General features: G+C 61.6%; 17 protein-coding genes. 8 read left to right on the top strand and 9 right to left on the bottom strand.

The window, feature by feature from the left end; all coding sequences use genetic code 11:
- Positions 1-2: 2 nt before the first annotated feature.
- The 4 genes from AAFP29_RS01520 to AAFP29_RS01505 are packed head-to-tail and all read left to right on the top strand — an operon-like array spanning position 3 to position 4,656.
- On the top strand, positions 3-929 hold the full coding sequence (locus AAFP29_RS01520) for an ABC transporter permease (RefSeq protein ID WP_419215533.1): 927 nt from the start codon (positions 3-5) through the stop codon (positions 927-929).
- Positions 922-1,872, top strand: coding sequence for an ABC transporter permease (locus tag AAFP29_RS01515; protein ID WP_419215531.1), 951 nt, complete (start codon positions 922-924; stop codon positions 1,870-1,872). The genes AAFP29_RS01520 and AAFP29_RS01515 overlap by 8 nt, the downstream gene beginning before the upstream one ends.
- A complete protein-coding gene (locus AAFP29_RS01510; RefSeq protein WP_419215530.1) occupies positions 1,872-3,542 on the top strand; it encodes an ABC transporter ATP-binding protein in 1,671 nt (556 codons plus the stop codon). Before AAFP29_RS01515 ends, AAFP29_RS01510 begins: the two co-directional genes overlap by 1 nt.
- A 43-nt stretch (positions 3,543-3,585) precedes the next feature.
- A complete protein-coding gene (locus AAFP29_RS01505; protein ID WP_419215529.1) occupies positions 3,586-4,656 on the top strand; it encodes a metallophosphoesterase in 1,071 nt (356 codons plus the stop codon).
- A 149-nt stretch (positions 4,657-4,805) separates the two neighbouring features.
- Here the strand turns inward: AAFP29_RS01505 and AAFP29_RS01500 are convergent, their stop codons facing one another.
- On the bottom strand, positions 4,806-5,990 hold the full coding sequence (locus AAFP29_RS01500; RefSeq protein WP_419215528.1) for a carboxylate--amine ligase: 1,185 nt from the start codon (positions 5,988-5,990) through the stop codon (positions 4,806-4,808).
- A 144-nt stretch (positions 5,991-6,134) separates the two neighbouring features.
- Between AAFP29_RS01500 and AAFP29_RS01495 the strand changes: the two genes are divergently transcribed.
- Genes AAFP29_RS01495 through AAFP29_RS01485 form a run of 3 tightly spaced genes read left to right on the top strand, consistent with a single transcriptional unit; the run spans position 6,135 to position 8,627 of the window.
- The gene (locus tag AAFP29_RS01495) at positions 6,135-7,253 is read left to right on the top strand and encodes an EamA/RhaT family transporter (protein WP_419215527.1); all 1,119 of its coding nucleotides are present in this window, start codon (positions 6,135-6,137) and stop codon (positions 7,251-7,253) included.
- 13 nt (positions 7,254-7,266) lie between these two features.
- On the top strand, positions 7,267-8,169 hold the full coding sequence (locus AAFP29_RS01490; RefSeq protein ID WP_419215526.1) for an SCO6745 family protein: 903 nt from the start codon (positions 7,267-7,269) through the stop codon (positions 8,167-8,169).
- Complete coding sequence (locus AAFP29_RS01485) at positions 8,166-8,627, top strand: nuclear transport factor 2 family protein (protein WP_419215525.1); 462 nt, start codon at positions 8,166-8,168, stop codon at positions 8,625-8,627. Before AAFP29_RS01490 ends, AAFP29_RS01485 begins: the two co-directional genes overlap by 4 nt.
- Here the strand turns inward: AAFP29_RS01485 and AAFP29_RS01480 are convergent.
- Positions 8,624-9,208 (bottom strand): TetR/AcrR family transcriptional regulator, encoded by a 585-nt coding sequence (locus AAFP29_RS01480; protein ID WP_419215524.1) that lies wholly within the window; start codon positions 9,206-9,208, stop codon positions 8,624-8,626. The two genes, AAFP29_RS01485 and AAFP29_RS01480, sit on opposite strands and share 4 nt — an antisense overlap.
- A gap of 80 nt (positions 9,209-9,288) precedes the next feature.
- Here AAFP29_RS01480 and AAFP29_RS01475 point away from each other — a divergent pair, with 80 nt between their 5' ends.
- Entirely contained in the window at positions 9,289-10,482 is a 1,194-nt protein-coding gene (locus AAFP29_RS01475; protein WP_419215523.1) for a DUF418 domain-containing protein, read from the top strand.
- On the opposite strand, the gene AAFP29_RS01470 is transcribed toward AAFP29_RS01475, so the two are convergent.
- The 7 genes from AAFP29_RS01470 to egtB form a co-directional block, all read right to left on the bottom strand.
- A complete protein-coding gene (locus AAFP29_RS01470; protein WP_419215522.1) occupies positions 10,483-12,141 on the bottom strand; it encodes an ABC transporter family substrate-binding protein in 1,659 nt (552 codons plus the stop codon).
- A complete protein-coding gene (locus AAFP29_RS01465) occupies positions 12,138-14,240 on the bottom strand; it encodes a dipeptide ABC transporter ATP-binding protein (RefSeq protein WP_419215521.1) in 2,103 nt (700 codons plus the stop codon). Before AAFP29_RS01465 ends, AAFP29_RS01470 begins: the two co-directional genes overlap by 4 nt.
- Positions 14,237-15,169, bottom strand: a complete 933-nt coding sequence (locus tag AAFP29_RS01460) for an ABC transporter permease (protein ID WP_419215520.1) — start codon at positions 15,167-15,169, stop codon at positions 14,237-14,239. The genes AAFP29_RS01465 and AAFP29_RS01460 overlap by 4 nt, the downstream gene beginning before the upstream one ends.
- Entirely contained in the window at positions 15,170-16,168 is a 999-nt protein-coding gene (locus AAFP29_RS01455) for an ABC transporter permease (protein WP_419215519.1), read from the bottom strand.
- A gap of 148 nt (positions 16,169-16,316) precedes the next feature.
- On the bottom strand, positions 16,317-16,697 hold the full coding sequence (locus AAFP29_RS01450) for an SHOCT domain-containing protein (RefSeq protein ID WP_419215518.1): 381 nt from the start codon (positions 16,695-16,697) through the stop codon (positions 16,317-16,319).
- A gap of 101 nt (positions 16,698-16,798) precedes the next feature.
- Positions 16,799-17,746 carry an L-histidine N(alpha)-methyltransferase gene (gene egtD, locus AAFP29_RS01445; RefSeq protein WP_419215517.1) on the bottom strand — a complete coding sequence of 316 codons (948 nt, stop codon included), beginning with the start codon at positions 17,744-17,746 and terminating at the stop codon, positions 16,799-16,801.
- Positions 17,743-18,987, bottom strand: coding sequence for an ergothioneine biosynthesis protein EgtB (gene egtB / locus AAFP29_RS01440; protein WP_419215516.1), 1,245 nt, complete (start codon positions 18,985-18,987; stop codon positions 17,743-17,745). Before egtB ends, egtD begins: the two co-directional genes overlap by 4 nt.
- Positions 18,988-19,040 lie beyond the last annotated feature (53 nt).

Below are 19,040 nucleotides of genomic sequence, written 5' to 3'. Positions count from 1 at the left end.
CGATGGTGAGATACATCCTCAGCCGAATCGGGCAGGCGGTGATCGTGTTCTTCGGCGCCACGCTGCTCATTTACGCCCTGGTCTTCCTGGTACCGGCCGACCCGATCGCCGCATTGGGCGGCGACCGCACGCTACCCCCCGAAGTCATCGCCGGATTACGCGCTCAGTACCACCTCGACCAGCCATTCCTGGTCCAATACTGGTACTACATCAAGGGCGTCTTCTCGCTCGACTTCGGCACTTCCTTCTCCGGACAGCCGGTGTGGGATGTGATGAAACGGGCCTTCCCGGTCACGGTGAACCTGGCGCTGATCGCGCTCGCGGTGGAAGCGATACTCGGTATCTCCTTCGGCGTGATCGCCGGTCTACGAAAAGGCAAATGGTTCGACACCTCGATCCTTTTCGTGTCGCTGATCATCATCGCCATCCCCATCTTCGTCCTGGGCTTCCTCGCTCAGTTCGTCTTCGGCGTGAAACTGGAGTGGTTCCCCGTCACCGTCGGCGGCAACCTCGACTTCTATCACCTACTGTTGCCGGGCATTGTGCTCGGCCTGGTGTCTTTCGCCTATGTCGTACGACTCACGCGTTCTCAAGTGTCGCAGAACCTTTCCGCCGACTACGTACGCACCGCGACGGCGAAAGGATTGTCCCGACCACGAGTGGTCACCGTGCACGTACTGCGCAACTCTCTGATCCCGGTGGTCACCTTCCTGGGCGCCGACATCGGCGCACTCATGGGCGGCGCGCTCGTCACCGAAGGCATCTTCAACATCCCCGGCGTCGGCGGCACCATTTACCAGGCAATCATCCGCGGTGAGGCGACTACGGTGGTCTCCTTTGTCACCGTGCTGATTTTGATCTACTTGCTCTGCAACGTGGTGGTCGACTTGCTGTACGCCGCCCTCGACCCGAGGATTCGCCATGCCTGACAAGCACATCTATCCCGGCCAAGAACGATTCGTCGCCGACGCCGAAGACGTGACAGTCGGTGCGATCGACGCCGTCGACCAAGACGTGGAACCGGCCGGCTTCTGGCTGACGGCGTGGTTGCAGCTCCGAGCCAAGCCACTGTTCTGGGTCTGCGTCGTCCTACTCACGCTGATCGTGCTGGTGGTCCTATTTCCGTCAGTCTTCGCATTCGGCAAAGATCCGCATGCCGCATCCCTCGATCGGTCGTTGCTACCCCCCAGCTCCACTTACTGGTTCGGCACCGACCTACAAGGCCACGATATTTACGCCCGCACCGTCTACGGGGCTCGAGCGTCGGTATTGGTCGGTGTGCTCACGACGCTCGCTGTGGTCGTCATCGGCGGACTGCTCGGCGCCGCGGCCGGATACTACGGCGGCAAGCTCGATTCATTGATAGCCCGGTTGGCGGATATCTTCTTCGGTGTTCCACTCATGCTGGCCGCCGTCGTAGTGATGCAAATGGTCACCTCGCGCACCGTCTATTCAGTGGTGCTGGTCCTGACAATCTTCAGCTGGCCACAGATAGCGCGAATCGCCCGATCAGCCGCGATCTCGGTTCGCAACGAGGAGTACATCACCGCATCGAAGTCGTTGGGCGCCTCCAGGTTTCGAACGCTGTTCACTCATGTGATCCCGAACTGTCTCGGCCCGGTCATCGTCGTCGCTACAGTGTCACTCGGCATCTTCATCGTCACCGAGGCGACGCTCTCCTACCTCGGAATCGGCCTGCCCGCGAGTGAAGTCTCCTGGGGTATGGATATCGCCGACGGGCAACAACTTCTCCGAGAAGGTACGCCCATCCTGTTCTTCCCCGCGACCGCGCTAGCGATCACCGTGCTCACCTTCATGATGCTCGGCGACGTACTGAGCGACGCACTCGATCCGAAGGCGAGGACCCGCTGATGTCCGAAAAACAAACGCGGCCACTTCTCGATATACGTGACCTGCTAGTCGAATTCACAGTTCAGGGCAAGCCTGTGCCCGCCGTTCGCGGCGCGAATCTCACCGTCTACCCGGGGCAGACCGTTGCCATCGTCGGCGAGTCGGGATCGGGTAAATCCACCACGGCGGCGGCCGTCATGGGGCTCCTGCAAGGCACCGGAAAGGTGGCAGGCGGCAAGATCCTATTCGACGGTCAGGACCTGTCCAAGGCATCGGAGAAAGACTTCCGCAAGATTCGCGGCGACGGCATTGGACTAGTACCGCAGGATCCCAACACGAACTTGAACCCGTTGTGGCGGGTCGGCTTTCAGATTCGCGAGACACTAAAAGCCAACGGTGCCGACAAGGGCGACGCACGCAAGCGCGCGATTGAACTACTGGCCGAAGCTGGAATGCGCGATCCGGACAAGCGAGTAAATCAATACCCGCACGAGTTCTCCGGCGGCATGAAACAACGCGCGCTGATCGCGATCGGCCTGGCCTGCCGGCCGAAACTGTTGATCGCCGACGAGCCGACGTCAGCGCTCGATGTCACGGTGCAACGCCAGATTCTCGATCACCTCGAGACACTCACCGCCGACCTCGGCACCGCCGTATTACTCATCACCCACGATCTCGGACTCGCCGCCGAGCGCGCGAGTCATCTCGTCGTAATGTACAAGGGTCGTGTCGTGGAATCCGGACCGGCACTTGAGATCATGCAAGATCCGCAGCACACCTACACCAAGCGGCTGGTGGCCGCGGCTCCATCGCTGTCGGCTCGACGGACCGATGCGCCCGTTCTCACCAAGCCGGCCACCGAACCAACCACATCGGTTGCCCACCCGCCCGTCGAGGTGGTCGTCGCGTCGAATTTGGTGAAGGACTTCCCGATCCGTGGTTCGGTCCCGTTCCAGAGCACCGACTTTCGGGCTGTCGACGACGTCAGCTTCACCATGCTGAAGGGAACTACGACGGCCGTCGTCGGCGAATCCGGCTCAGGCAAGTCCACGGTGGCCCAGATGATCCTCGGGCTCCTCGAACCAACAAGTGGCACAGTCAAATTCGATGGCATTGACGTATCAACCCTGAAAGGTGCCGAGGCAAAGAAGTTCCGGCGACGCGTACAACCGGTATTCCAGAATCCTTATGGCTCGTTGGATCCGATGTATTCGGTTTATCGAGCAGTCGCCGAACCCCTTGCGGTACACGGCGTCGGCGACAAAGCGCAGCGGGTAGCACGGGTACGCGAACTACTCGAGATGGTGGCACTTCCCGCCGACACCATGCACCGCTACCCCAACGAACTATCCGGCGGCCAACGTCAGCGCGTCGCGATCGCGCGGGCACTGGCCCTCAATCCCGAAATCGTCGTCTTGGACGAAGCAGTCTCGGCGCTTGATGTGCTGGTACAAGCTCAAATCCTCACCCTCTTAGAGAATCTGCAGCGAGAACTCGGTCTCACCTATCTATTCATCACACATGATCTAGCGGTGGTGAAACAGATCGCGCATCAGACACTGGTCATGTCGCGTGGCAAGGTGGTCGACTCCGGTCCGACCGACGAGGTATACGAGAATCCGGCCTCCGACTACACCCGCGAACTCATCGATGCGATTCCCGGCAGCTCGATCGAGCTGGCGACCGGCTGACCGATGGCACGCGCGGACGCGACAAACGTGACACAGTAACCTGGTGAGTCGCGATTCGGACAGCCCCCTTTCGTCTTCCACCTCATCGACAATCGACCGTCGGCGGTTTCTCGCTGGCGCGGCGGCAGCCACTGCTGGCGCCGCTGTCATCAGCGGAGTCGGCCCTGCCGTTGCCGCGCAACGATTTCCGCTTCCGCCAGCATCCGAGCGCGTTCGGGTGCTGGTCACCGGCGACGCTGGAACCGGTGCCGCGCCACAATTCGCGGTCACCGATCTCGCGCGAAAGATACACGCGCGCACACCTTTTGATATCGCCGTAGGCCTTGGCGACAACATCTACGAGTCGGGACCAAAAGGACCCGACGACGCTCAGTTTCACGCGAAATTCGAAAAGCCGAATGCGCAACTCGATTTTCCGTGGCTGATGGCGCTCGGCAACCATGACACCACCGCCATCTTCCCCGGCGACGGCGGTTGGCTGCTACGCGGCGACGCCGAGGTGGCCTATCACCGGCATTCACGACGCTGGTACATGCCGTCGAGGTTCTACTCGGTGTCTCTCGGTGTCGCCGACTTCTTCATCCTTGACCTGAATCCGCTCGCCGCCTATATCCCGCCATTCCTCTCGCCGTACTGGGAGCCGGGCGGGTCCTATATGACCCGGCAGGCACGCTGGCTCGACGACAGGTTGCGATCGTCAACTGCCCCATGGAAATTCGTCTGCACCCATCACCCCTATCTGAATAATGGTCCGCATGGACCGGCGGGTGGATACGACGGACTTCCCGCACCACTCAATGGCGTGGCATTGAAGACTTTCGTCGAGCGGCACGTCGCCGGACGCGCGCAGTTCCTGATGTCGGGCCATGACCACAGTCAACAGGTCTTCGACCCGACGCCCGCACTCAAAGGCACTCGGCAAATTGTCTCCGGCGCGGCGGCGAAGACAGTGCATTCACACTCGACGAAGATCAATCGAGCGCGATACGAGAACTACACGCACCGCGGATTCATGACACTCGACATCACGCCGACTTCAGTGGCGCTCGACGCCTACGAAGTCGGTGCGGCGGGGCCGGGCCGAAAGTCGTATTCCACCACATTTCGTCGGTAGGTGATTGCGGGGTTGTGCGGTATTCCATTGGTGGGGTTGGGCATTCGGCTTGCGGGGTCTCGATACCGGCGCGTCTCGCTAGCGCTCGGCGAGCCCACTCGACCAGCGGAAGGGGCGCGTCTCCTCGGCCAACGGGGCAAGCGCCGTCGCTAAACCTTGTGCCCGTCCCACTCGTGGTCGTGCATGAATGCCTCGGCCAGGCCCACTTTGTATTTGAAGCAGGTACGCAGGATTGCTGCGTAGGAGGGCACCAGCATCAGTGCCGGGCGTTCGTCTCCCTTGCGGGTGATGACATCCTGCGCACGGCGGAATTCCTTGCCGAATCCGCGCATGGAGTTATTCGGAAACGCGTCCTTGCGCCATCCGTAGAGCAGCATCCCGACACCGATCATCTTGTCGACATCGGCGTCGGGCTCGATCAGCTCCACTTCACCTGCGGCATCGACATTGGTGCCGAAGAACGCGCGGTCGATGCCGTTATGTTCACGGAACATCATGATGCCGCTCGTGGCGCGGGGATTGCATTCGATGCAGCGCAGCCCGGTCTCCGGGTTGTCGATGAAGTCGAACCCGATCTGGCCGGTGAAGTTGGTCTCCGCGACGATCTTGGTGACCCAGTCGAAGATCCCCGGGTGGGTGACCTGTTCGAAGGTGAGACAGGATTTACCGTCGATGGCATACCGGACCGGGTAGGTCGCATGCGCGTAGATCTTGCCCTCATGGCAGATCGAGTAAGTGCAGTAACTTGTGCCTGACGTCCACTCCTGGGCCAGCCACTCATTGCCCGCTTCATACTTGGGGCTCGGGAGCGGCTGACCGGGAACCACCTTGTAGATATTCTGCGAGCCTCGCGAATACGACTGTTTGAGCGCGAACGCGGTACCGAAATCGACCGCGGCCAATTCGGCGTCGTTGCTCACCGAAGCGAAACTCAAGGTCGGTAACCCCATGTCAGCGAGCTTTCGCTGAAAACTGACCTTGTTGTGCAGGGTGTCGAGAGTCGCGAAGTCGGTCAAAAACAATTTGACGGACGGGTCGAACAGGCCCACCATCATCGAGAGGATGTCTGTTTCCTCGTGGATGGGGATGACCAGGTCGATGCCTTCGTCCACGACGATCTGCGAGAGTTTCCGGCAGTAGGCCTGCGGCTCGAATTTCGGTGGTGGCACCCGTACGAACTTCGACGTCGAGTTGGAGTAGCGACTCACCGTGACCGCGATGCTGTCGACGACTGTGACTCGATGTCCGGCTGCGGCCATCAGCCGCGACAACTCCAACGTCAAGAACGAGCGCGCGAAGGTGATGAGGACGTGTTTTCCCGCAGAAGTATGCATCGCAGGGAGTGTAACGCCGCCTTGGAATCAGCGAAGAATCAGACTTTGACGGGAATATCCAGATTCGCGACCTGGTTGACAATAACTACTATTGTCAACTGCGCTGGACGCGTCCGTACCGAGATTTGGGGAGGTTAAGCGCCTATGTTCGTTATCGGCGTGATCGCAGCCAGCCTGGCCGCAGTCGCGTACGGAATGTCGACGGTGCTTCGTGCCCTCGGCGCTCGTCGTACTGCGCAGGAAGCTCGCGAGCAGGGCCGCTCCGATCAGTTGACCTCAACCGGTGGACCGTCCGTCCAATCCACCGTGTCGACATTCCTCGACCCTTCCTTTGTACTCGGCACGATGATGGTTGTGGTCGGTTTCGCCGGAGGCGCAATCGCCGCGCGATTCCTGCCGCTGTTCCTGTCCCAAACAATCGTCTCGGCCAACCTGGTGGTCACCGCACTGCTTGGCACCGTATTGCTGGGGATCGTCTTGCATACCCGCGACTGGATCGCCATCGGCATTGTCATCGTGTCGCTGTGCCTGCTCGGCGCGGCGTCATCGCATTCCACCGGCGGCGGCGAGGAGATCAGCTTCCACTGGGGACTGTTCCTCGCGACCGTCGCACTCTGCGGCGTCGCACTCTGGGCCGTCTATCGCCTCGGTACCCGCGGCGCCATCGTCGGCGGTGCGGCCGCCGGCTTGCTGTTCGGCGTCATCGCGATCGCGGTCCGTGTACTCAATGGTGTCCACCCCCTCGACGTCGGCGCGCTCCTGTTAGACCCGGCCGCGTGGACGATCGCGGTTGCCGGTGCGGTTGGCTTTTATGTGCAGACCGTCGCACTGCAACTCGGCGCGGTTAACGGAGTGACCGCGGTACTCGTCGTCGGCGAGACCGCGGGGCCCAGTCTGGTCGGCGTGGTATTTCTCGGTGACACCGCCAAGTCGGGATTCGCCTGGCTCGCCGTCGTCGGCTTCATCGGCGCTTTCATCGGTGCCGTTCTGGTGGCCTGGTACGGATCTGTCGACGCCGATCACTTCGCCGAAGAACCCCCGATGAAGGGCGGTTGGCGACGCGGACGCGAGGAGGCAGGCGAAGGATCGCGTCTCGCGGAGTTGTTCTCGGACGCGTCTTTTCGTTCCACCGCACCAAAGGAGGCCGATCGGAATCCGCCGCCTACCCAGGCAACAGGTGAATCTGATGCCCCGTCACCCGACGACACCAGCCCGCCTGCTGGCGGCAACTCGGGAAGGGTTGACAGTCGTCGGCGTTCGTGACAAACGTTGACATATGACTTCACCTGATGCGGGCCCACAGACTCCGGCAGACGTTGCCCGCCGCGCTTACGAAACGCTTGAGCCGTACCACGTTCTCGCCTATTTCAATCCGGGTCTCGGTGACGCGCAACGCGACACCGGCCTCGACGCCCACTCTTTCTACGTCGGCGCCCGCGGCGGTGTACTCGGCGAATGTTCCCCGTCGGTGGTGGCCGCGACCTTCTACAACTTTGCGCCGCAAATGATTTCGACGTCATGGGCGGCGGCACGCGAGGTTGGGCTGCCGCGCGTGATGGAGCGCCGCGAACAAATGTTGGACAGGCAGTACCGCGAAATCTTGGGTGGTCTGATCGAAGACGCCGAATTGACTGATCTCATCTCTTGGTACGGCGCAACGGTGTCGGAGCTTCCGCTGACGGGGCGGCCCCTCGCGGCCGCGTGGGCGGCGACGTCGGTGCCCGACGCCCCTCATCTAGCTCTGTGGCGCCATTTGTCTGTACTTCGGGAGTGGCGTGGCGATCACCACATCGCAGCGCTGGTGCTCTACGACGTCAACGGCATCGATGCCGGCGTCCTCCACGAGGCTGAGCTGCCCGACCCGACGGTGACGCGACGGGCCTTGGGACACAAGTTCTTCCTGATCAGTCGCGGGTGGACGGAAGACGATTGGCAAGCGTCGATAGATCGACTCGCCGACCGAGGGCTGCTTACCCGAACTGAAACCGGTCATCGACTCACCGATTCGGGGTTCGAGCTGTACCAGGCCATCGAGCGCCGCACTGACGACGCGACCGGCGCAGCGTGGTCCGCTCCGGAGGCCGGCGAAATTCTCAGTCGCACAAGACCTTATGTGAAAGCCGTGATCAAAGCCGGCGTGCTACCTGGGACACGCAAGAAGGAAGCAGCCGCGCGGTGACCGACTCGCGGGCCGACGATATCGCGGCGATCAAATCCACCAAGTACCGGTATCTGCGGGCCTTGGATACCAAGGACTGGGATACCTTCGCCGATACCCTGACCGACGACGCGACCGGCAACTACGGCGAGCTGAGTCTGAGGAGTCGCGCGGAGATCGTCGAGTTCATGCGAACGAATATGGGCCCGAACCTGATCAGCGAACACCGCGTCGCCCACCCAGAAATCGAGATAGACGGTGACAGCGCAAGCGGTCGTTGGTATTTGCAGGATAAGGTGATCGTCGCGGAGATGAACTTCATGCTCGTCGGCGCGGCCTTCTACGCCGACACCTACCGTCGCACCGACGACCGCTGGCGTATTAGTTCCACCGGCTACGATCGAACGTTCGAGTTGTCGATCCCGCTGAGCGAATTACCCGGTTTCCACCTGAAAGTCGGCCCGGCGGTTCACATCTAAGCCAGACCCTCCAAATAGGACAGCAGCATTCGACAGACCTCGTCGGGGCGATCGTTGTCGCCCAGTACCAAATGCATTGCGGCGCCGTCGATTAGCGCGTGTAGGCACATCGCCTCGGCTTCGATGACGCGGCCGTCGGCGACCAAACCGTAGTCCCGCAGGCGCTCGATCACATTGCGGCACAGCTGACGCAGCCCATCATGGGCCCGCAACGCTTCGGTGCGCAGTGCCGGGCGAGTGCCCGACTCGGCAACCAAAGCCATATTGACATGCATCTCGACGCGACGGTCGTCGTCGAACGGCAGCACCTCCGCGAGCACTGCCAGCCCGCGTTCGATCGGGTCGTCGATAGCGACATGCGCCGCCACCCGTAGCGCGGCGCGTTGATAGACAAGGCGCATCGAGAACAGCAACAACTCGTCCTTGGTGGCGAATACGTGGCGCAACGAACCCGCCGAGATGCCCGCCTCAGCGGCGACCTCCCGGATCGACACACCACCAACTCCGTCGCGGAGGACGATCCGCCATAGGGCCTCGCCGATTTCGGCGCGGCGTGCGTCGTGGTCGATCAGCTTTGGCATCTAGCTATGGTAGTCCAACTGTGCTAGCTTACGTTGTTAGCACGTTCGTGCTAACAAATCCTCGGCGAACGGAGATCCAAGTGGCCCCGACGACTCCAACCGCCGCAGCGGTCGGTAGCACCAGCGCCCGCTCGCCCGGCCGCTACGCGAGTCTGGACGTGCTGCGAGGTATCGCGATCCTTGGCACGCTGGGCACCAATATCTGGATTTTCACCAACGCCGAGGGACTCGTCGGCTACCTCAACGGCACCGGCCACGCGACGGGCGGCTGGAGTATCACCGAAGATGTCCTCAAACAACTCGTGCAGGGCAAATTCCTCGGACTACTCACCCTGATGTTCGGCATCGGGCTGGCGATTCAGCAAACCTCGGCCCATCGACGCGAGCAGCGCTGGCCGGGCCGCTACCCGTGGCGCGCAGCGCTACTCTTCCTCGACGGTCTGCTCAATTACTTCTTCTTCGCCGAATTCGACGTTCTGATGGGCTACGCGGTCACCGGGTTGATCGTCGCCTACCTGTTGTCCTGGCGGATTCGACGCCAGCGAATCGCGGTCGTCGTCGCAGTGTGCGTACACGCGGTACTACTGGCCGTTGCGGCCATCGGGCTGTGGCTGCTCGAGCACTCAACGACGCCGTCAGAGCCAAAAGCGTTGTCGCCGAATCCTTATGCGGACGGAAGCTTTGCCGACCTCATCGTGTTCCGGGCACAGAACTTCGTCATGTTCCGCTTCGAGATGGTATTCATCCTGCCCATGTCGGTCGCGCTCTTCCTTGTTGGTGCGGCCCTCTACCGGCGTGGCATCCTGACGCCTGCCGCCGCCGGTGTGCGCAGGAAGATGATGCTGATCGGATTCGGGATCGCACTGCCACTGGACTTCCTCGTCGGCATATTCGGCGGCGACGCCGGGCTACTCCTGGGCCGCTACGGAATCGCCCCGATCGTCTCGCTCGGCATACTGGCCGCGATCGCCCACGTCTACGCCGACGGACGCGACACTGGAGCGATCGGCAACGCACTGTCGCCGATCGGCCGCATGGCGCTGAGTTGCTATGTGGCACAAAATATTCTGGCCGGTCTCATCTGTTACGGCTGGGGGCTCGGCCTTTCAGCACACCTCGGCCCAGATACGGTGGTGCCGGCCACGGTTGGGTTGTTTGTCGTCGTCAGCTCGGCAATGATGGTGTTCGCTCGGTTCTGGATGCGCCGCTTTGACCGAGGTCCGCTGGAATGGCTATGGCACGAGTCGTATCTGACGCTGAGCCGGAGCCGCTGACTACTTCTGCCAGCCGACGTCTTCCACCGGGCCGACATAGAAGATGCCCGATCCGTAGTTCGCGAGGCCATGTTTGGTCGCCACCATAAGCGGGCCGTCATACAGCGGAAGATCGGAATATTGAGCAAACGCCCTGCGCTCCACCGCATTTCCGGCGGCAATCTGAGCAACCGGATCCGCGATCTGAGCGACGCGCGCGATCTCGGCATCGAGTTCGGGCGAACCCGCGCCAGCCTTGTTGAGTTCAGATCCTTCGCACCACGCCTGGCAAAGATAAGCCATGCCATACGGATCGCCGGATGAGAAGCCCATCATGAAGACATCGAATTCCTTGTTGATCACAATGCTGGAGAATTCCGAACTCGGCCGCACCGTGATCTGCAAGTCGATTCCAACTGACCTGAGCATTGACTGCATGGCCCGCCCCATGTTGGCGACCCACTCCGCATCCGAGATGAGCGGAAGCGAAAGTGTCAGTGCCTGACCGTTCTTCACTCGAATTCCGTCGGCACCGGTACGCCAGCCGGCCTGGTCGAGGAGTGCTTTCGCCCTGCCTACATCATAAGTAATCGACGCCGAGACGTTGTCTTCATATCCGGGCTGGAAGGCGAACATCGACAACGATCCCGGCGGCTCCTCGGAGTAGTTCAGACCCGCGAACTTGATGCGCGACAAGGTCTTTCGATCAATTCCGCGTAATAGTGCCTCCCGAACCCGGATGTCACCGAGCAACGGACTGTCCAGGTTCACTACGAGCAACGATCGTTGCGGAGTAGGTGCCACTCGAAAGTCAATACGTGGCATCGTGATCAGCTGCGCCCGGTCATTCTTCGAATAGTATGGCGCGACGTCGATCTCGCCGTTACGGAAAGCATTAATCGTTGCCTGGGCTTCCATCTGACGAAAGACTCGGCGGTCCAACTTTCCCGGCTTACCCCACCATTTCGGGTTGCGCGTGAAGACCACCACACCGCGATTGCGGTCATACGAGGACACGACGTACGGCCCAGCGCCCCACTCATTATGTGGATTCTGCAGGTAAGCCTTGTTGAATAGGTCCGGCGTATTGACCTTCGGGTGTATGAGTTCGTTGAACAACCCATTGGGCCAGGCCCACACCCCGTTGAAAGTCACCACCGCTTGTTTGTCGTTGACCCCGCGAGTCACCGCGGCGATCTGCGAATAGCCATCCGACGAGCTGATCACATACGCGTGGTCCGTCCCACGAGTGATCCGCCACGTGTGCTCGAAGGCGCGCCAGTCGATCGCGGTCCCGTCGTTGAACCTCGCTCGCGGATTGATCGTGTAGGTAACCCGAGTGTTTCCGCGCACCAATTCTGTTCGGACGTCAGTAAAATAGTCCCGGTTGAACGAGTAGTCACCATTCGGCGCGAAATACGCCAGCATCGGGTTGTACCAACGCCAGAGCAGCCGTGTATACAGCGTCCCATCGGCCTGTAGCGAGTTCCACTGTGCGCTTACCTCGGGGATCGCGGTAGTCAGAGTCCCGCCGTCCCGGACATTGTCGCGCGGTTGCAGATTCAACTGCGCTTCTCGCCCGCCTCCGCTGCCTTCACCACTGAGATCGACGCCGCAGCCGGCGACGACCACCATCGTCGTCATCAGTGCCACCACTAACCTCAGCCACCGTGTTCTCATACCGGAGCCTCCCGGTCCGCGTCGGTTAGGTCCGCCGCCAGTTCATGCGATGCGAAATGACAGGCGTAGGCGTGAGTTCCACTATCCACCGACAGTTCCGGCGCGTCCGCACGACACCGGGCACGTTCGGCATCGCCAAGTCGCGCAAACAGTGGACAGCGGCCGGTAAATGAACATCCGATGGCAGCGTCACCGTCTGCGGATGCCTCGCCGCGCAACAGGATTGGCCGTCGATGGCGTTGTGCCACAGGGTCGGGTACCGGCACCGCGGACAACAGCGCACGGGTGTAGGGATGGGCAGGTGCACCGAAAACCTCTGCGGTAGTACCTGTTTCGACGAATGCCCCGCGATACATCACCGCGATCCGATCGGCGATATGCGCGACGACGGCGAGGTCGTGGGCGACCAACAAGAAAGCCACCCCGCTTTCCTGCTGCAACTTCCTCAACAGATTGACCACACCGGCCTGCACGGACACATCAAGTGCCGACAGGGGCTCGTCGAGGACAACGAGTTTCGGCTCCAGAGCCAACGCGCGCGCTATCGCGATACGCTGCCGCTGTCCACCGGAGAACGCGATCGGAAAGCGATCGGCGTGTGCGGCGTCGAGGCCGACCTTCGTCATCAAGTCGCCGACCCGGCGAGACGTTTCGGTCTTGCCTATCCCCAACGCGCGCAACGGCTCCGCGATGATGTCGTAGGCGGTGAAACGCGGATCGAGTGCCTGCGCGGGATCTTGAAAAACTATCGACATGCTGCGCCGCAGGCCGCGGCGCTGCCTCCCGGTCAAGGTCGCGGGATCGATACCGTCGAGGGTCATCACGCCAGCCGACTGGTTGAGATCAACGAGTTCGGTCAGGGTAGTGGTCTTTCCGCTGCCCGACTCACCAACGATCGCAAAGGTCTCCCCCGCACGTACTTCGAAACTGACGCCGGCCACCGCGGCTACGGTCCCCACCCGCTTCTTCAGCAAACCCGCGGTGAGTGGAAACTCACGTCGCAGTCCATTGACGGTGAGGATCGGCGGCACCAGTCCATTGGCAACTTTATCCAGCACAACATCTTTCACTGGTTCGACGCCGGCCGGAAAGATCGGGTCGCCAGCTATCAAGCCCCGGCCAGCTATCTCGTTCGACCGGACACACGCCGCCAGATGCCCCTGCGTCACGGACTCAAGGACCGGCTCAGCCGCGGTACACGAGTCGACGACCAGAGGACACCGCGGCGCGAACTGGCACCGATCGGCAACGTCGACCAGTAGCGGGGGTGTTCCGTCGACCGGTGTCAAAGGCTCACTGCCGCCGATATTCTTCAGATCGACCCGCGGCATCGCCCCCAGCAGGCCAACGGTATACGGCATCCGTGGTCGCGCGAATAGGTCATCGACGGCGGCCCGTTCCACAATCCGCCCGCCATACATCACGGCCACTTCATCAGCCGTCCCGGCGACTACGCCGAGATCGTGGGTGATCAGCAGAAGTGCCGCCCCCGTCTCGGCTTGCGCCTTCTTCAGCAGTGCGAGAATCTGCGCGGCGATGGTGACGTCGAGTGCGGTGGTCGGTTCGTCGGCGATAATCACTTCGGGATCATTCGCAATAGCCATCGCGATCATCACTCGTTGCCGCATTCCACCGGACAGTTCGTGCGGATACGAACGCGCTCGCCGGCCTGAGTCGGAAATTCCGACCAGATCCAGCAATTCCTGCGCCCGTTGCCACGCCGCCGATTTGGACATCGCCTGATGAATCTGCAGAGCTTCTACCAGTTGCGCGCCGACGGTGAATACTGGTGTCAACGATGACAGCGGATCTTGGAAGACCATCGAAATCCGTTGTCCGCGGATACCAGACAAGTCCTTGTCGCTACGCTCCAGAAGCTCCTCACCGGCCAGTCGCACCGACCCCGATACCCGCGCGGTGTCGGGGAGCAATCCCATCACCGACATCGCCGTTACCGATTTGCCCGATCCGGACTCGCCGACGATCGCCAGGGTTCGTCCTACCTCCACATCGAGAGACACTCCGCGCACCGCTTGTACGACACCGGCTTCACTGTCGAAGTCGACGTGTAAGTCTCGGATAGATAGGACGGGGGTCATACCTTCCCCTTCACGCCGGTTCGGTCAGTTCGTTGCCATCGGCGACGGGGTCGTCGAGCGGTGTTCGGGTCCAATGCATCTCGTAGACCATCAGCCAGCAATGTCATCGACACCGTCAACAGGGTTAACGCTCCAGCCGGGAAGTAGAACAACCACGGTGACGCCGCCAGCGCACCGGCACCGGACTGCAGCAGTGAGCCCAACGTGACGTCGGGAATCTTGACACCCAACCCGAGGAATGACAGCCCGGTCTCGGCGAGAACGGTGGTAACCACTCCGAGCGCGAAGTTGATCACCAGGAGTGAACCAAGGTTCGGGATGATGTGCCGGATCACGATGATCCACGGTGACTCACCCAGATACCTTGCGGCAGTGACGTAATCCCGGCTGCGGATCGACTCGGCCAACGAGAATACGACTCGCGCCAGCATCATCCAGCCGGTCAGGGTGAGAACCACGATGAGCCAACGCCAGTCACCGCCGGTCTTATTCGAGATCAAGGCGAGGATCAGGAAGGTCGGCACCACGAGCAGCAGATAGCAGACACCCAGCACGACCCGCTGGATCCAGCCACCGAAGTACGCTGCCAGGCAACCGATTACGGCGGCCAGGGCGGTGGTTCCGATAGCGACGGACAGTCCGATGATCAGTGACCGGCCAAGCCCGTGCACTACTTGCGCATAGAGGTCGTTTCCAGCGTCGTTGGTGCCGAACCAGTGACCGTCACCCGGCGGGAAGCCGATCGCGAGGAAGTCGGTGTCGGTATAGCTATATCGTGTGAAGAATCCGCCGAAAATGGCGAAAAGCACCAGTGCGGAGAACACGACCAGGCCGACCAGCGCCGACCGGTTACGCGCGAAGCGGCGAGCGAAAAGTCGTAGCCGCCCCGACGGGCGGGTCGCCACCGGAGTCAGATCAACCGTCGACATCTACGACGAACCTCCTCGCGAGATGCGTACGCGCGGATCCAGATACACCACCACGACGTCGGCGAGGATCGCACCTACCGCAGTTGCCATCGCACCGAACGCGGCCACCGCAACCGCCCCGTAGACGTCGTTGCTAGCGATCGAGGTGACGAAATACCGCCCCATCCCCTCCCAACCGAAAATTGTCTCGGTGATCACCGCGCCCGTGAAGACTGCTGGCACCGCGAATGCGACACCAACCGCCACCGGGATGATCGCGGTGCGTAGCGCGTGGCGGCGGACCGCCTTGCCGCGAGTGAGGCCCTTGGCCCGAGCCGTCCGAACGAAGTCGGAATTGATGTTGTCCAGCAACAGGGTTCGCTGCAGGAAGTGCAGGCCCGCGTACTGCACGACGACGAGTGTTATCGTCGGCAAGACCAGATGGGCGGCCCGGTCACGCACTACCGGCCAGAAGCCATGCACGTCGATACTCGACGAACCCGAGACGTAGAAGATCGTATCGCCGGCCTGCTGGTTGATCGCGATACCGATCAGCACGACGGCCAGACCGGCAACCGCAACCGGCACATTGATCATCGCGATGGAGACAAGTTGCCAGGCCCGATCGGCCAATTTGTACTGTCGCAGCGCGGTATAGACACCGAGGGCGATACCTAGGGCGGTCGCGATCACGGTTGCCCCGGCCACCAACTGGACCGACGTCCAGATTCGGAACGACACCTGATCGTTGACACTCACACCGACCGGCGTTGAGCCCCAATCCCAGTGAAAGAGTATGCCCGACAACCAATTCCACCATCGTTCCAACAGCGGCGTCTTATCGTTGAGATTGTACGTACGCAGCGTGGTGTCGACGACATCCTCGGGGAGCGGCGGGCGGCGGGCGGCGTAGTTGGAGCGAGGGTCGAGGAACGCTGTCGCAAGGAAGAAGGCCAGATTCGTCGCGATGAAGACAAGCGCAGCCCACGACGCCACGCGTTTGGCGACATATGCGATCACGGCGGGCTCCTGCGGGTGCGACGAATTGACCCAACCCCTCGGCAGACGGTCGTGGGCTGTCCGTGCCGCCGCGAGATCTTGCCGCGAGAATAGCAGCGGGCGCCTGCCACCGTGTTGTGACAGGCGCCCGCTGGGCTGGCAAGTTAGATCAACTCAATGCTTTGGCCTTCAGCGCGTCGAACTCGTCCTGAGTGATCGCGCCGGAGTCGAGCAGCCCCTTGGCCTCCGAGATCTGTTGCGACGGGCTGACCCCGGCCACCGACTTGATGTAGGCATCGGACTGCTTCTTCGCGTCGTCGAACGCCGACTTCTCCCGCTCTGCCATTCCCTTGCCCTTGGCGAGTAGGTACACGATTGCCGTCAGATACGGGAAGATGATGAGGAAAATGACCCATACCGCCTTGGCCCAGCCCGAGGAAGCCTTGTCGCGGAAGAGGTCTCCGATGATGTGCCAGAGCACGATCAGGTAAGCGACGAACGCGAAAATCACGATCGTGTACCAGATGAAGTCCCAGAACGAATCCCACATGATGCATGCTCCTTAGTTCGACTCGGCAGGACGCCGCGTTGTCACCGCCAATGTTCGCATATCCGACCGGTGGCGTCCTCACCCGAATCGAACGATTGTGATCACCGTCGGGACAGGATCACGGCGAAATCTTCCTGCGAATCGGTCCACAACGCTTCTTGTGCGAGACCCGCGGAACGCAACTCCGACTCAAGCGACTCGACCTCGAATTTGGTACTGATCTCGGTCAGAATCTCGGCTCCCGCCGGAAGTCGCCAATTCCGGTCGAGCGCAGCGAAATACGCGTCGACATCGCGGCGGGTCCGCAGCCACATCTCAATGCGGTGCTCGCCAGGATTCCATCGTGCGATATGCGCGAAGTCATCTGGGTACAGCCCCGTCGCATCCAGCGCGACCCGGAGCACTTCGATCACGTTGCGGTTGAAATCCGCTGTCACACCGGCCTTATCGTCGTATGCGGCTACAAGACGCCCAGTGTCCTTGACGAGATCCGCCCCGAGCAGGAAGAAGTCGCCGGGGGCGAGTCCGTCGGCGATACGTCCGAAGAACTCCGCTCGTCCGGCAGCCTCGAAGTTGCCGATGGTTCCACCGAGGAATACCGCCAGCCGAGGCCCGTCCGATGACGGCAGGCCGAGCGGCTCGGTGAAGTCGGCGAGCAAAGGTTCGACGCTGACGGCCGGGTAGTCAAGCGACAGGTCGTGGCTTGACTGGGTCAAGATCTCGGCACTGACGTCGATCGGCACATACCGCAACGATCGGGACTGAAGCGCCGCGCGGTGTGCGAAGGCGGTCAACAGCAGCCGAGACTTCGTCGAAGTGCCAGAACCGAATTCGGCGACCAGTGCGGCGTCGGTGCGACGGGCGATATCGACACTGTGCGCGGCGAGAATCTCGGTTTCGCGCCGGGTCGGATAATACTCGGGCAGTCGGGTGATCTCGTCGAATAACTTGCTGCCGCGTTCGTCGTAGAGCCATTTGGTTGGTAGCGTCGGCGGATCGTTCCAGAGGGTCGCGGCGTCGGCGGCAAATCCGGTGTCGAGAGTGGTCATCGCGCCAACCGCAGACCGGCGAATGCCCAGCGCGACGCCGCTGGGAAGAAGTTCCGGTAGGTGATGCGCTCATGTCCTCGCGGGGTCACCGCGCCCGCGCCGCGGAGCACATGCTGATCGGACATGAACTTGCCGTTGTACTCCCCGACGGCGCCATTGGCCGGGGTAAAGCCGGGATAGGGCAGATACGCGCTGGCCGTCCACTCCCATACGTCCCCGATCATGGCCTCGGCCGCACGTCCCGGATGGCATCGCGCCGGATCAAGCAACTCACCGCGCAGTGGCTCCAAATCCCTTGCCGCGACTTCCCATTCATATTCGGTAGGTAACCGCGCGCCCGCCCAACGGGCGTAAGCGTCGGCCTCGTAGAAGGACACGTGCACCACCGGCTCATCCAGGACGATAGGTCTGCGGCCCGAGAGTGTGAAGGTAGTCGACGACGTGGGATCGGAGTTGTTCAGATCCCAGTATTCCGGTGCATTCCAACCTGATTCGTTGATGGTCGCCCAGCCGTCGGATAGCCAGAGTTCCGGGCGTCGATATCCGTCGTCGGCGATGAACTCCAGCCACTCGGAGTTCGTGACTGTGCGCGAAGCGATCTCGCCACCGGCCAGAAACACCGTATGGCGCGGACCTTCGTTGTCGTACGCGAATTCGGATCCATCCGCGCCGACCTCGGCCAGTCCGCTCGCGATAGTCCGCCATCTCAACGCCTCCGGGCCCGCACCGGCCGGCTCAATCGGACGGTCGACGTAGGCCGGCGCGAATGCGTGCCGGGACAGCAGGTGCTTGAAGTCCATGAGTAGCAGTTCTTGGTGCTGCTGCTCATGATTGCAACCCAATTCGACTAGCGCATAAGCAGATTCGTCAAGATCGCCGCGTATCAGCAGATCTGTCAGTGCCGCGTCGACATGTTCGCGATATCGAGTGATGTCCTCGATGCCAGGCCGGGTGACCAGGCCACGGTCTGGTCGAGGGTGCCGAGCACCAACAGCCTCGTAATAGCTGTTGAACAGATACCGGAAGGTGTCGTCGTAGACCGCGTAGTCCGGATGTGTCCGCAAAATGAACTCTTCGAAGAACCAAGTGACGTGTGCGCGATGCCATTTCACCGGACTGGCCGCGGTCATCGACTGCGGCGTTTGATCTTCGGCGGATAGGTTCGCGGTCAACTCGTCGGTCACTGACCGCACCGACGTAAACGTGTCGAGGAGAGATTGTGGCGGTGCAACGGTGCTCATAGGACTCCCAGCATTGTCGGCCCGGATCGACGCCAAATCCCACCGTATGCGCT

This window comes from Gordonia sp. CPCC 205333, assembly GCF_048537885.1.
Lineage (GTDB): Bacteria > Actinomycetota > Actinomycetes > Mycobacteriales > Mycobacteriaceae > Gordonia.
The sequence above is the reverse complement of the archived record's forward strand: the minus strand, read 5'-3'. Positions and strand labels throughout refer to the sequence as shown.